The following is a 12,824-nucleotide window of genomic DNA, read 5'->3' as shown; positions in this document are numbered from 1 at the left end:
GTTGCATTGGTTCGATGAAGTCGCCACACTGACCATTAAAGTATCAGGTGCAGCTGGCGCAACCTCTCATGGATATCTTGAAACAATGGATGGCAGGTCTCCTGTTGGTACTGATCTCATTCGGTGCCGGGGCTTCTTCACCCCTGCTGCAGCTGGTCCTCGCTGACAAAACGGTCGTCAACATGGATGAGGCGGCGCTGGCGGCATTGCCAGAGGTGGAGTTCAAGACCGCCACCCCCTGGACCACGGGGGTGCACAGCTACCGGGGGCCGACCCTGGCCTCCCTGCTCGCGTCGCAGGGGCTCAAACAGGTGAGCATCATCGATGTCATCGGTCTCAATGGCTATCGTCAACGGCTGGATCTCTCCCTGTTTAGCGGGATTCCTCTTACCGTCACACGTTTTGAGGATGACAAACCGCTGACCCGTCGCAACAAGGGGCCGCTCTGGTTGCTGATGCCGTTTTCCGCCTACCCCGCGCTGGATCTGCCCACCATCCACAGCTACATGGTATGGCAGCTGATCCGTCTCGAGGTCGTCCAGTGAGTCGTCGCCAGCGCCATAATCTGCTGCTTGTCGCCATCTCCTCGCTCTTTCTGTTTTCGTCGGTCTGGGGGCTCTTCCTCCAGAACCGCCATGAACAGCTGGTCGATATCTTCTATCGCAATACGCACTGGAATATCAGCCAGGTCATGCTGGAGTCCCAGCGCTTCCTGTTTGACCTGCGCCTCTACCGGGCGGGCAGGCTCGACATGGAGACCCTGAGCCTGAATTACGACCTGTTGTGGAACCGGCTGGATATCTTTCTCATCAGCAGTGAAACCGCCGATGCCCGGACGCGCCACGGTCTTGGCGAGGTGCTGGCGCAACTGTTTGCCCAGGTGAAGCAACTGGAGCCCCAGATGCAGGCCGGGGCGCTGCAAAATGATGCCGCCCTGGATCAGATTGAGAGCCGGATTGCGGCGCTGACCCAGCAAGTGGAACAGATTGGGGAGCAGATCCTCTCCGGCCAGGAGCGGGAGGAGTCGGTCAACAAGCTGCGCCAGAGCTTGTTCTGGCTGCAGATCTGGCAACTGCTGCTGCTGGTGACCGGGGGTATCCTGGTGTTTGCCCTCATTCGCGCCAACCTGCAAAACCGCCGTCTCTCCCTGCTGGATCCCATGACGCGCCTCGGCAATCGCCGCGCCCTTCAGGGGCAGTTGCGACAGAGCCTCATCAAGAGCCCTGCCATGGCCCTGGTGGTGCTGGATCTCAAGCGCTTCAAGCAGGTCAATGATCAGCTGGGCTACCAGGTCGGTGATCGCCTGCTGCAGACGGTAGCGGCCAAGTTGCGGCAAGCCCATCCCAATCGGGCCTATCGGCTGGGGGGGGATGAGTTTGCGGTGATCCTGCATGGGGAGGAGTCACTGCTGGCATCCCAGCTGGCAGATCTGCAAGACCTCCTGCAGTTCGAGTTCGTCACCCGGGAGAGCAGCGTCGAGCTTGCCTGTCGCTTCGGGGTGGCGCTGGCTCAGGGGGGAGAGGCGAACCTGCTGCAGGAACAGGCCATCCTGGCCCTCAATCAGGCCAAGCGGGACAATCTCTCCCTCGTCTGGTTCCAGCCCGCCATGCAGATGGCGCTCAGGCGGGATCAGCAGCAGTTGCAGCAACTGCGCAACTGGCTGGCGGGAACGGGGCCTGCCCCCATTGAGAGCGTGTTTGAGGATCTCGAGGACGAGCGGGGCCAGCGCATCGCGGCCATGCGCCTGCGCTGGTGTGCGGGGCAGCAGGCGTGTGAAATGAGCTGGATGCAGGAGCGGGGCATACTGGGGCCCGTGGTATCACGACTCCTGACGGACGCCGTCGGCCCCTTGCCACTGTTGCTGGCGCTGGAACAGCAGGCACAGCTGGCTCATCTGCTCGCCAGCTTGCCACCCTTGCCGGGCGGTGCCGTGATCCTGGCGCTGCCCACCCTGTACGAGGAACCTGAACTGCTGACCAAGCTGCAACAGAGTGGTTGCGTGCTGGCGGTGCGGGAACTCGGCAGCCGCACGCCGGATCTGCTGGAGGCGGGCTGGCCCCTGGGTTATTGGCTGCCGATGATGGGGGAGCACGAAATCCTGTTGCAACCCCTGGCCCAGCGACTCGGGTTGCGGCGGCTGGCCAACGCCAGGGTCGGCACCAGATGGGACGAACTGATGGGCTAGACGGCCAGTCGAGCGGCCGTGCGGGTGAACAGGGCATTGAAAACGACAAAGGCGACCCAGGGTCGCCTTTTTCATGCCTGGCGTTTGCAAAGGCTCATGGCTGGGGGAAGGGGGCGCAGGATGACCTGATCACCAGATCCGGGTCCACGGTGATCAGCCGGTTGTCGATGGCTTCACCGTTGATCCGTGCCAGCAGGCGGGTGACGGCGAGGCGACCCAGCTCCTCCTTGGGCTGATTGACGGTGGTCAGTGGCGGCGACATGTATTGGGCGAGAGCCACGTTGTCATAGCCGACCAGGGAGAGATCCGCCGGGATGCTGAGCCCCGCCTGATGGGCGGCGCTGATGACCCCCATGGCCATCATGTCGTTGCACACGAAGAGGGCACTCGGCCGACTGGGTTGGCTGAGCAGCCGCACCATGGCGTCGTGACCGCTGGCGCAATCAAAATCCCCCTCCTGGATCCAGGCCGGATTGATGGTGAGCCCGGCCTCCTGCATCGCCTGGGTGAAGCCGGCGAGACGCTGATCGGCGGGGGCACGGTTGTGCGGGCCCGTGATGCAGCCGATGTCACGGTGGCCGAGGGCCAGCAGATGGCGGGTGGCCAGATAGCCTCCCTGATGGGAGTTGTCGGCGATGAGATCCACTTCACGGCTCTCCATGCCCCAGTCCATTACCACCACCGGCAGATTCTTGAGCCAGTCGAGCTGATTGAACACCTCCTGCTGGCCTTCACTGCACATGATGAGCAGGCCATCGACCCGCTTTCTGAGCATCATCTTGAGGTAGGAGAGGGCAGTGTGGGCCTCTCCTTCGGTGTTGCCCAGCATCAGGTTGTAGCCCTGCTCGAAGCAGTAGCGCTCCACCCCGCGCACCACTTCGGCGAAGAAGGGGTTGCTGGAGGTGGTGACCAGCATGCCGATGCTGTTGGTCTCCTTCACCTTGAGGCTGCGGGCCACCAGGCTCGGGGCATAGTTGAGAGCCTGCATGGCGGCGAAGACCCGCTCCCGGGTCTCCTCGGCCACGAAACGGGTCTCGTTGATGACGTGGGACACCGTGGTGGTGGAGACCCCGGCCCGGGCGGCGACTTCCTTGATATTGGCCATCAGCGACCCAGGGCCGTCTGGGCTTGCAGGAAGCGCTCGACCTCAGCCTTGGCGGGGATGGAGCTCTGGGCCCCGAGCCGGGTGACCGAGAGGGCCGCCGCGCCGTGGGCAAAGCGTACCGCGGCAGTGAAATCATCTCCTGCAAGTTCTGCTGACAGCAGGGCGCCGTTGAACGTATCCCCCGCGGCAGTGGTATCCACTGCCTCGACCCGGAAGCCCGGCACCAGCATCTGGCGCGCCTCGTTGCTGCAATACACGCCCTGGGAGCCTAACGTGATCATCACGTCCGCAATGCCCATCTGATGGAAGCGAAGAGCCGCCTCGCGGGCGCTCGCCTCGTCCTTCACTTTGATGCCGGTCAGCAGCTCGGCTTCGGTCTGATTGGGGGTGATGAGGTCCACCAGGGCCAGCAGTTCGGCACTGAGAGGGCGAGCGGGCGCCGGATTCAGCACCACCCGGGTGCCGTGGGCGCGGGCCAGCCGGGCGGCTTCCTGTACGCTTTCGAGCGGCACTTCCAGCTGCAACAGCAGGGTGTGGGCCGCGGCGATGAGGCCTTCGTGTTCCCTGACCATGGCGGGGGAGAGGGCGCCGTTGGCCTCGGCGGAGATACCGATGCTGTTCTCCCCTTCGTCGCTCACGTAGATGATGGCGATGCCGGTGGGGAGGGTCTGGTCGAGTTCCACCGCACTCACGTCGATGCCGTCGTTGGCGAAGCCATCGCGCATCTGGCGACCGATGGCATCATCCCCGACCCGGGCGATAAAGGAGACGTCTGCTCCTAACCGGGCGGCGGCGACTGCCTGATTAGCCCCCTTGCCGCCGGGCACTATCTTGTATCCGTGGCCGGTCAGGGTCTCACCGGGACGAGGGAAGTGGGGGACGCGCAGCACATGGTCCGCATTGACACTGCCGAGCACAACGAGACGATTCATATTCAGTCACCCTTGGTTTAGAACATCTTGGCTTGAGGGGGCTCAAGCCAAGAGGCACTGGGATGCAAAGCACCCTTGATACGGGTCTTGCACGGGGGAGGCGAGCCTCCCCCTTCTTGCACTTACTTGCTGACGATCTGCAGGGGAACCGGGATGGATTGCTCCACCGGCTGACCCTTGAGCACCTTGTCGGCGGTTTCCACACCGATGGCGCCGATGAGGGCCGGTTGCTGGGCCACGGTGGCGGCCAGTTTACCCTTGGCGACGGCGGCCTTGCCATCATCGGTGCCGTCGAAGCCGACGATCATCACCTCTTTGCCTGCCGCTTGCACGGCGCGGATGGCGCCGAGCGCCATTTCGTCGTTCTGGGCGAACACCGCCTGCACGGTCGGGTGGGCGGCCATCAGGTTTTCCATGACGTTCAGACCCTTGGTGCGGTCAAAGTCGGCAGGCTGGGAGGCCAGCACCTGCAGCTTGTTGGCGGCTACCGCCAGGGCGAAGCCTTCGCCACGGTCACGGGCGGCGGAGGTGCCGGCGATCCCCTCGAGCTGGATCACCTTGGCGCCGGTACCGAGCTTTTCGGTGATGAAGTCACCGGCCAGCTTGCCACCCGCCACGTTGTCGGAGGCGATATGAGCCTTGACCTCGCCCTGGGCGGCGCCGCGGTCCAGGGTCAGCACCGGGATGTTGGCCTTGTTGGCCAGGCGGATGGCGTTGCCCACGGCTTCGGAGTCGGTGGGGTTGATCAGGATGGCGTCGACCTTGCGCACGGTGAGATCTTCCACGTTGGAGAGCTCCTTGGCCGGGTCATTCTGGGAGTCCAGCACCACCAGGGTGTAGCCAAGCTCCTTGGCCTTGGCTTCCGCCCCTTCCTTCATGGTGACGAAGAAGGGGTTGTTGAGGGTGGAGACCACCATGGCCAGGGTGTTGTCGGCGGCGTGGGCCGTGCCCAGCACGGACATGACGGCGGCGGCGAGCAGGGTATTGAGCTTTTTCATCGTTTCATTCCTTGTGTGTGCGTGGTTAACGTTCTTATCGGGTGCTTTTGTTGTCGATCATCACGGCGAGCAGGATCACGCTGGCCTTGGCAATCATCTGGTAATAGGAGGAGACGTCGAGCAGGTTCAGGGCGTTGTTGAGGAAGCCGATGATGAGCGCCCCGATGAGGGTCCCCATGATCCGGCCCTTGCCGCCCATCAGGCTGGTACCGCCGAGTACCACGGCGGCGATGGCGTCCAGCTCATACCCCATGCCGGCGGTCGGCTGGGCCGACGACAGTCGTGAGGTGACGATGAGGCCAGCCAGGGCCGCGAGGGCGCCACAGAGGCCATAGACCGCGAGCTTGACCCTGTCCACGTTGATGCCGGAGAGGCGGGTGGCGGATTCATTGCCACCAAGGGCATAGATGTAGCGACCCAGGCGGGTGTGGTTGAGCATGAACCAGGCCAGCAGGAAGACGATGGCCATCAGCCAGATGGGGGCGGGTAGGCCGAACAGGTAACCGGTCCCGAGCCAGGCGAAGTGATCGGCGCCATCGCTGAAACCGGTGGAGATGGGGCGCCCCTCGGTGTAGACCATGGTCACCCCGCGCAGGGCTGTCATGGTCACCAGGGTGGCGATGAAGGCCTGCACCTTGCCCTTGGCGATGATGAGGCCGCTGATGCTGCCGAGCACGGCGCCGGCCCCGATGGTGAGGGGGACCACCAGCCAGATGGGGAGCTCCATGGCGACCAGGGTCGCGGCCAGGGCGCCACACAGGGCCAGCACGGACCCCACCGAGAGATCGATGCCACCGGTCAGGATGACCAGGGTCATGCCGACGGCGATGATGGCGTTGACCGAGGTCTGACGCAGGATGTTGAGCAGGTTGTCGGCGGTGAAGAAGTTCGGGCTCAGGAAGGAGACCACCCCGATCAGTACCAGCAGCGCGACCAGGGATTTGTTCTCTATCCACCACGCCTTGCTCATGAGACCACGGCGGGGAAGGGTTTGGGTTGTCATCGTTGTGCCTCTTGCTCTGCTTGCCACTGTTTGCCCACGGCGGCCGCCATCAGTTTCTCCTGATTGGCGTCCTGGGTGTTAAATTCTGCGCTGATGCGCCCTTCGTGCATCACCAGGATGCGGTCGCTCATGCCGAGCACTTCCGGCATCTCGGAGGAGACCAGGATGATGCTCATCCCCTCCTTCTTGAACTGGTTGATGAGCTGGTAGATCTCTTTCTTGGCCCCCACGTCCACGCCGCGGGTGGGTTCGTCCAGGATCAATACCTTGGGACGGGTGAGCAGCCCCTTGGCGATGGCCACCTTCTGCTGGTTGCCGCCGGAGAGCAGCTTGATGAGTTGCTCGCTGCTGGGGGTCTTGATATTGAACAGGCGCACGTAATCGGCCACCGCCTGACGCTCCGCCTTGCCGTCAATCTTGCCACCCTTGTTGAACTCGTCGAGGGCGCACAGGCTCATGTTTTCCCGCACCGAGAGCTCCAGCACCAGACCATCCCCCTTGCGATCCTCGGAGATGTAGGCGATGCCGGCATTGAGGCCGTCGGCGGGGCTGCGGGGGCGCAGGGGATGCCCATCCACGGTGATCTCGCCAGCGCTGATGAGGTTGGCGCCATAGATGAGCTTCATCAGCTCGGTGCGCCCGGATCCCATCAGGCCGCTGAAGCCCAGGATCTCTCCCTGGCGCAGGGTGAAGTTTACTCCGCGCACCCCGGGGCCCATCAGATCCCGCACCTGCAGGCTGACCGGGCCGAGTTCGCGCTCGAGGCGCGGATACTGCTCCTCCAGTCGACGGCCCACCATCATCTCGATGATCTTGTCTTCATCGAGGGCGCTCACCGCCTTCTGACCTATCCATTTGCCGTCCCGCAGCACGGTGACCTGATCGCAGATCTGGAAGATCTCTTTCAGGCGATGGGAGATGTAGACGATGCCGCAGCCCTGCTCGCGCAGCTCGCGAATGACTGCAAACAACTGCTCGGTCTCGGTGTCGGTGAGAGCGTCGGTGGGCTCGTCCATGATGATGACGCTGGCATCGAACGACAGCGCCTTGGCGATCTCCACCATCTGCTGTTCGCCGATGGAGAGATCCCCGAGCCGGGTGTCCGGGCCGTGCTTGACCCCGAGGCGCGCCAGCAGGCCACTGGCACGTTCGCGCAGTTGCTGGTGATCGATGTTGCCAAAGCGGGTGCGCGGCTCACGGCCGAGGAAGATGTTGGCGGCAATTGACAATTCCGGCAGCAGGTTTAGCTCCTGGTGGATGATGCTGATCCCCTGATCCTGGGAGTCGCGCGGTCCCTTGAAGTGAACCGGTTGGCCACGGTATTGAATGCTGCCCGCATCGGCCTGATAGATGCCGGTGAGCACCTTCATCAGGGTCGACTTGCCGGCGCCGTTCTCACCGAGCAGGGCCATCACCTGGCCCGGATAGACCCGCAGACCCGCCTCGTCGAGGGCGCGCACCCCGGGGAAGGTCTTGACGATGCCACTGAGCTCCAAAATGGGGCTGAGGACTTGGTCGGCGACGCTGTCGTGGCCGGTGGCGGGTGAGGGGGCCGAGGAGGTTGTGTTCATGACAGCTTCCTTTGGATGGCTTGTTCGAGGGCTCAAAACGCCACGCCGGCGCAGAGAATGAGATTGGCGTACGGGGTGACCTCGCCGCTGCGCACGATGGCCTTGCTCTGGCGGGAGCGGGTCTTGAACGCCTCGTGCAGGCAGTATTCGATGGCGATGGGCTTGCCCTGGGCGTTGGCATGCTGCTCAATCTGCAGGAGCAGGGCCTGATGGGTGGCGGGGCTTGTCAGCTTGATCTCGCTTGCCATGATCACCTTCTCCACCACCAGATCGGTGAGCAGGGCTCCCAGTACGGTATCGAGGCTGGGAATGCCCGCCATCAGCGCCAGATCGATGCGCTCGGGACCGGCCGGAATGGGCAGGCCGGCGTCGCAGACGGTGATCTCGTCGGTGTGGCCCATCTGTGCCACCAGGGCACTCAGGGGGGCATTGAGCAATTTGCCTCGTTTCATACTGCACCTCATCAGGCTTGGGCTTTCGCCTCGCGCATTTGGCTGGGCAACCGGTTACGCAACCGGTTGCGTTATGGGGTGGAAGATAGGCCCTAATGGTTAACGGGTCTAGAAAACCGTGATGAAAATGTGAAAACGATCTCAATGCGAAGGGGGATTGGGCAATAAACAGGCCGGCTTGCTGCCGGCCTGAGGGTCAAATGAGCAGTGCCTGCTGCACGGTCGGGCGGGCCAGCATCCGCCGGGTATGGTCTGCCACCCTGGGGAAGGTTTCGATGTCGACGCCGTCGCTCTTGAGCCAGCTCGCCACCACGTACAGATAGATGTCGGCCAGGCTGAACTGCTCCCCCAGTACCCAGGGGCCGGTGAGGTAGTGGTTTTCTATCTGGGCGAAGCCGTCGCGCATGTTTTGCGGCATCTTGGCCTGCATGGCAATGATGGCCTGCTCATCATCGGCCCAGCGGGCCGCGCGCCGGCCATGGGCGTGGGCGACGTGTACGGTGGAGGCGAGGAAGCTGTTGACCTCCTGCATGCGGGCCAGCAGGAAGGGATCGTCAAGGGGGGCGAGCCCGGCGGCCGGGAAGCGCTGGGCCACATAGAGCAGCAGAGCCGGTGTCTCGGTCAGCACGCCGCGTTCGGTGACCAGGGCCGGTACCCGTCCCTTGGGGTTGATGGCCAGATATTCGGGGGAGCGCTGCTCGCCGGCGGCGAAGTCGACGAGCTTGAGCTGATGCGGGGCATTGGCCTCCACCAGCGCGATGCGCACGGCCATGGCACAGGTGCCGGGGGTGAGATACAGGGTCAGTTCTGACATGCAAAGATCCTCAAGCTAACGGTGTGGCAGGGAGAGGGCACCCGGGGATCTCCTGGGCGTCTTGGGCATCCTACCCCCATGTCGTGCGAGGGCCAAGCGAGTAGGGACAGAAGGGGCGAGAAGAGAAAGGATAGCCGGGATCTTGTTTGGAAAAACTAAACGATATGGCGTGAAATCAATGGCTTTCTGAACAGAAGATAACAGGAAAAACGGCTACGCATGCCCGGTCAAATCGCTATAATGTGCCACCTTGATAGTCGCTTTCGATGTTGGATAGTCAATTGAGTAATAAAATGCGGATCGGTGGAACCCTCGAACAGTCCCTCAGCCAGGGATATCGTCTGGACCTGCAAGGGGTGCTGAAAGAGGGCTGGCAACAGACCCGTCGCACCGGCTTCGGTCTGGCGCTGGCCATCGCGGGTGTCATGGCGATCTGGATCCTGCTGAGCCAGACCCTGCTGAGTTCCCATATGGGGGCTGAGGGTGACATGGACATGGCGCTGGTGCTGAGCCTGCTCATCACCGTCATCATGTCCCCCATGACCTCGTCCCTCGACATGCTGGGCTTGCAGCAATCCGTCGGGGTTCGTGCCCGGCCGAACCAGGTGTTCGATTTCTTCCGCCACTTCCTGCGCCTGGGGAGCCTGAGTCTGCTGGGCAGCCTCATCACCAGCCTGTTTGGTCCCCTGTTCGAACTGGTGGGCCTGCCGGTGATGCTGGCTTTCATCCCCTCGGCCCTGGTCGGCATGGGGCTGGTGTTTACCGTGCCCCTGGTGCTGGAGCGCGGCTTGTCGCCCGCCCAGGCCATCCTGGTTTCCCTCAAGCTGTTCGCCCGTGGTTGGCCCAGCATAGTGTTGCTGCATGGCGTCATGCTGGCGCTCTTCTTCGTGGCCCTTATCCCCATGGGAATTGGCCTCATCTGGGTGGCCCCTCTCTACTTCAACTGCAAGGGGATCCTCTATCGGGATCTGTGCGGGGTCGCCGTCGAGGTGACCGAGGTGGGGGAGCAGAACACCCCGCAGGGGCCGGATCATTTCAACGCCTGATGGGCGCATGGCAAAAGGATTGCAGATGAAAAAGATCGATGCCGGCCTCGCGGTCACTTTGCTGCTCATACCGGCACTCGGGCTGGCGCAGCCCTCGCAGCCACTCGAGCTGCAATACGCCACCTTCTACAGCCAGATGAAGACGGCTGCCAGAGGGGATTTTGGCGATGCCCGCCTCGGTTTTTATCTGACCGATCCACAAAACAGCCAGCGCTGCACCCTGCTATCGGCTCGTGTATCGACGCCGGAGCGTGAAGTGCCCGCCGAGGTGACGGTGGATGGCGAGCTGCGTCTGCCCTATGACGACGATCTCAACCTCGACAAGGCCAGCGTCTGGGTCGAACTGGGGGAACCTCACGAGCGCTGCGATCTCTCGGTGCAGGTGATGGCGGACGCCCCAAAAGGGTTGCGGGTGAAGGAACTCCTGGTGCGCCAGCAGCAGATGCAGGCCTTGCTGGACAAGCTGGCGGGCATGATCGGCAAGCACTTCCTGCCGAAGATGGAAGGGGTGCGCATCAGCCTGGTCAGCCCAAGCGGCACCGCCTATCTGAGTGAAGGGGATCGCCGGTTGGCGCTGCCGTGGCAGGATGGGCAACTGCTGCTCAGCAATGACCAGCTAGCCGACTTTGCCAGTGGCAAGCTGCAGCTCGATGGTGAGGTCTTGCGGCTGACCCCCTGGCTGCATCAGGGCTGAACCTTGGGAAAATGAGACATGAAAAAGGAGCGCAAGGCGCTCCTTTTTTGTTGCTCGTGGGATGAGGGCTTAGCGCACCTCGATCACATCCAGCACATCCATCTCGTCGATGTTGAGCAGGGGCGCCGTGGGCAGCTCGGGGGGATCGAACGCCTTGTCACCGCCGTCTATGATGCCGGAGTCGCGATTGATGCTCTTGAAGTCAAACAGCTTGTGATCGAGCAGGTGGCTCGGGATCACGTCCTGAATGGCGGTGAACATGGTCTCGATACGGCCGGGGAAGCGGCGATCCCAATCCTGCATCATCTGCTTGATGGCCTTGCGCTGCAGGTTCTCCTGGGAGCCGCACAGGTTGCAGGGAATGATGGGGAAGGCCTTGACCTCGGCGTAGCGCACGAGATCCTTCTCCTTGCAGTAGGCCAGCGGGCGGATCACCACGTTCTTGCCATCGTCGCTCACCAGTTTGGGGGGCATGGATTTCAGCTTGCCGCCGTAGAACATGTTGAGGAACAGGGTCTCCAGGATGTCGTCCCTGTGATGGCCGAGGGCAATCTTGGTGCAGCCGAGCTCCTGGGCGGTCCGGTAGAGGATGCCGCGACGCAGGCGGGAGCAGAGGGCGCAAGTGGTCTTGCCCTCCGGCACCTTGTCTTTCACGATGGAATAGGTGTCTTCCTCGACGATCCTGAAATCGACGCCCAGGGTCGCCAGATACTCGGGTAGCACGTGCTCGGGGAAGCCGGGTTGCTTCTGATCCAGGTTCACGGCCACGAGATCGAAATGGATGGGAGCGCTGGCCTTGAGACTCATCAGGATGTCCAGCATGGCGAAGCTGTCCTTGCCGCCAGACAGGCACACCATGATCTTGTCGCCATCTTCAATCATGTTGAAGTCGGCGATGGCCTGGCCCACATTGCGCCGCAGGCGTTTCTGCAGCTTGTTGAAACTGTATTTCTCTTTGGCGTTAAGCTCTTCTAGCATGGCCTCAAACCCGGGACAAAAATAAGCGGCTTATTATAGCCATGTCCCGGGGGAGGGCAAGAAACGCTTATGTCGGATGGCGTCTGTCATCCACCGGGCAGCTGTAATCGTCCGGTTTGAGGATGAGGATGTCGCAGTTGAGCCGATCGACCACGTGTTCGGCGGTATTGCCGAGCAGGGCAGCGGACAGGCCGGTACGACCGACGCAGCCCATGATCATCAGGGTGGACTTGAGGCTGTCGGCCATGTCGGGCAGAACCTCCTCGGGCAACCCTTCTGCGACACGGGTCCACATGTGACCAATCCCGAACTGCTCCGCATGCTCGCGCAGCAGATCCTCGTGATGTTTGCGGATGGCGTCGTTGTAGGCGTTGGGATCAAATTCGGGCAGCTCGATGGCCACGTTGACCGGGGTGCCCGGGTAGGTATTGACCAGGTAGAGGTTGGAGCCGAGCAGATCGGCGATGGCGGCCCCCTCGCGGGTGATGCGCTCGTTGAGCACCTTCTGCTCCACATCGTCGCTCGAGCAGTTGATGGCGGCGATGATGTTGCCATCACGCTGCCAATGGCCCTCTTTCACCAGCAGCACCGGGCAGGGGCATTTGCGCAGCAGGTGCCAATCGGTGGGGGTGAAGATGAAGGTCTGCAGGAAGGAGTGTTTGTGGGTCGCCTTGACCACCAAATCGTGGCGCTGGGAGAGCACCTCCTGGATGACGCACTCAAACGGACGGTTGTGCCACATCACCTTGACTTCGCACTCCAGCCCTCTGGCACGATAGGGCTGCAGTATCTCTTCCAGCCATTCCCGGCGCTGGGAGAGTACACCGTGGCGCATCTCCTCACGCTCATCCACCGACAGCATGGCAGTCATCTCGTATGAGAAGTCGTAGATGGTCAGCAGCAGGGTCAGCTGGGCACCCTCGTCCAGCTCGGCGACCTTGACCGCACGTTCGAGGGCGATCTGGCGCTCCTCTTCGGGGTTGATCACCACCAGAATGTTTCGGTATTTGACCATGGTTCTCCTCCTTGGCAAAAAACGCCAATGA

At 62.4% G+C, this 12,824-nt stretch carries 13 protein-coding genes; 4 read left to right on the top strand and 9 right to left on the bottom strand.

The features are described from left to right. Nucleotides 1-68: 68 nt before the first annotated feature. Nucleotides 69-545: a hypothetical protein gene (locus tag ABNP46_RS10530; RefSeq protein WP_349922318.1), complete on the top strand. Its 477-nt coding sequence runs from the start codon at nt 69-71 to the stop codon at nt 543-545. After that, nucleotides 542-2,185 (top strand): GGDEF domain-containing protein, encoded by a 1,644-nt coding sequence (locus ABNP46_RS10525; RefSeq protein ID WP_349922316.1) that lies wholly within the window; start codon nt 542-544, stop codon nt 2,183-2,185. The genes ABNP46_RS10530 and ABNP46_RS10525 overlap by 4 nt, the downstream gene beginning before the upstream one ends. 94 nt (nt 2,186-2,279) lie before the next feature. Here ABNP46_RS10525 and ABNP46_RS10520 read toward each other — a convergent pair whose 3' ends face one another. From ABNP46_RS10520 to ABNP46_RS10490, 7 genes are all read right to left on the bottom strand, one after another. Continuing rightward, on the bottom strand, nt 2,280-3,290 hold the full coding sequence (locus ABNP46_RS10520) for a substrate-binding domain-containing protein (RefSeq protein ID WP_349922314.1): 1,011 nt from the start codon (nt 3,288-3,290) through the stop codon (nt 2,280-2,282). Next, nucleotides 3,290-4,222, bottom strand: a complete 933-nt coding sequence (rbsK, locus tag ABNP46_RS10515; protein ID WP_349922312.1) for a ribokinase — start codon at nt 4,220-4,222, stop codon at nt 3,290-3,292. The genes ABNP46_RS10520 and rbsK overlap by 1 nt, the downstream gene beginning before the upstream one ends. A 122-nt stretch (nt 4,223-4,344) precedes the next feature. Continuing rightward, on the bottom strand, nt 4,345-5,220 hold the full coding sequence (gene rbsB, locus ABNP46_RS10510) for a ribose ABC transporter substrate-binding protein RbsB (protein ID WP_349922310.1): 876 nt from the start codon (nt 5,218-5,220) through the stop codon (nt 4,345-4,347). A gap of 34 nt (nt 5,221-5,254) precedes the next feature. After that, nucleotides 5,255-6,223 (bottom strand): ribose ABC transporter permease, encoded by a 969-nt coding sequence (gene rbsC, locus ABNP46_RS10505; protein ID WP_349922308.1) that lies wholly within the window; start codon nt 6,221-6,223, stop codon nt 5,255-5,257. Further along, a complete protein-coding gene (gene rbsA / locus ABNP46_RS10500) occupies nt 6,220-7,794 on the bottom strand; it encodes a ribose ABC transporter ATP-binding protein RbsA (protein ID WP_349922306.1) in 1,575 nt (524 codons plus the stop codon). Before rbsA ends, rbsC begins: the two co-directional genes overlap by 4 nt. A 32-nt stretch (nt 7,795-7,826) precedes the next feature. Continuing rightward, on the bottom strand, nt 7,827-8,246 hold the full coding sequence (gene rbsD, locus ABNP46_RS10495) for a D-ribose pyranase (protein ID WP_349922304.1): 420 nt from the start codon (nt 8,244-8,246) through the stop codon (nt 7,827-7,829). Between the two features lie 196 nt (nt 8,247-8,442). Beyond that, the gene (locus ABNP46_RS10490) at nt 8,443-9,060 is read right to left on the bottom strand and encodes a glutathione S-transferase family protein (RefSeq protein WP_349922302.1); all 618 of its coding nucleotides are present in this window, start codon (nt 9,058-9,060) and stop codon (nt 8,443-8,445) included. 293 nt (nt 9,061-9,353) lie between these two features. Here ABNP46_RS10490 and ABNP46_RS10485 point away from each other — a divergent pair, with 293 nt between their 5' ends. Next, complete coding sequence (locus ABNP46_RS10485) at nt 9,354-10,106, top strand: hypothetical protein (RefSeq protein ID WP_349922300.1); 753 nt, start codon at nt 9,354-9,356, stop codon at nt 10,104-10,106. Between the two features lie 25 nt (nt 10,107-10,131). Further along, on the top strand, nt 10,132-10,800 hold the full coding sequence (locus ABNP46_RS10480) for a DUF2987 domain-containing protein (RefSeq protein WP_349922298.1): 669 nt from the start codon (nt 10,132-10,134) through the stop codon (nt 10,798-10,800). Between the two features lie 69 nt (nt 10,801-10,869). Here the strand turns inward: ABNP46_RS10480 and ttcA are convergent, their stop codons facing one another. Together ttcA and uspE are read right to left on the bottom strand one after the other, a co-directional pair. Next, nucleotides 10,870-11,778: a tRNA 2-thiocytidine(32) synthetase TtcA gene (gene ttcA, locus ABNP46_RS10475; protein ID WP_349922297.1), complete on the bottom strand. Its 909-nt coding sequence runs from the start codon at nt 11,776-11,778 to the stop codon at nt 10,870-10,872. A gap of 67 nt (nt 11,779-11,845) precedes the next feature. Then, entirely contained in the window at nt 11,846-12,793 is a 948-nt protein-coding gene (uspE, locus tag ABNP46_RS10470) for a universal stress protein UspE (RefSeq protein WP_349922296.1), read from the bottom strand. Nucleotides 12,794-12,824 lie beyond the last annotated feature (31 nt).

Source organism: Aeromonas veronii, assembly GCF_040215105.1.
Lineage (GTDB): Bacteria > Pseudomonadota > Gammaproteobacteria > Enterobacterales > Aeromonadaceae > Aeromonas > Aeromonas veronii_G.
This window is presented reverse-complemented; position numbering and strand designations above follow the sequence as displayed.

What these genes read in the sequence shown, in the direction of transcription:
- ABNP46_RS10485 (WP_349922300.1), top strand. Translation starts at nt 9,354, where the DNA reads ATGCGGATCGGTGGAACCCTCGAACAGTCCCTCAGCCAGGGATATCGT.
- rbsD (WP_349922304.1), bottom strand. Translation starts at nt 8,246, where the DNA reads ATGAAACGAGGCAAATTGCTCAATGCCCCCCTGAGTGCCCTGGTGGCA.
- ttcA (WP_349922297.1), bottom strand. Translation starts at nt 11,778, where the DNA reads ATGCTAGAAGAGCTTAACGCCAAAGAGAAATACAGTTTCAACAAGCTG.
- rbsC (WP_349922308.1), bottom strand. Translation starts at nt 6,223, where the DNA reads ATGACAACCCAAACCCTTCCCCGCCGTGGTCTCATGAGCAAGGCGTGG.
- rbsK (WP_349922312.1), bottom strand. Translation starts at nt 4,222, where the DNA reads ATGAATCGTCTCGTTGTGCTCGGCAGTGTCAATGCGGACCATGTGCTG.
- rbsB (WP_349922310.1), bottom strand. Translation starts at nt 5,220, where the DNA reads ATGAAAAAGCTCAATACCCTGCTCGCCGCCGCCGTCATGTCCGTGCTG.
- uspE (WP_349922296.1), bottom strand. Translation starts at nt 12,793, where the DNA reads ATGGTCAAATACCGAAACATTCTGGTGGTGATCAACCCCGAAGAGGAG.
- rbsA (WP_349922306.1), bottom strand. Translation starts at nt 7,794, where the DNA reads ATGAACACAACCTCCTCGGCCCCCTCACCCGCCACCGGCCACGACAGC.
- ABNP46_RS10490 (WP_349922302.1), bottom strand. Translation starts at nt 9,060, where the DNA reads ATGTCAGAACTGACCCTGTATCTCACCCCCGGCACCTGTGCCATGGCC.
- ABNP46_RS10480 (WP_349922298.1), top strand. Translation starts at nt 10,132, where the DNA reads ATGAAAAAGATCGATGCCGGCCTCGCGGTCACTTTGCTGCTCATACCG.
- ABNP46_RS10530 (WP_349922318.1), top strand. Translation starts at nt 69, where the DNA reads ATGGATATCTTGAAACAATGGATGGCAGGTCTCCTGTTGGTACTGATC.
- ABNP46_RS10520 (WP_349922314.1), bottom strand. Translation starts at nt 3,290, where the DNA reads ATGGCCAATATCAAGGAAGTCGCCGCCCGGGCCGGGGTCTCCACCACC.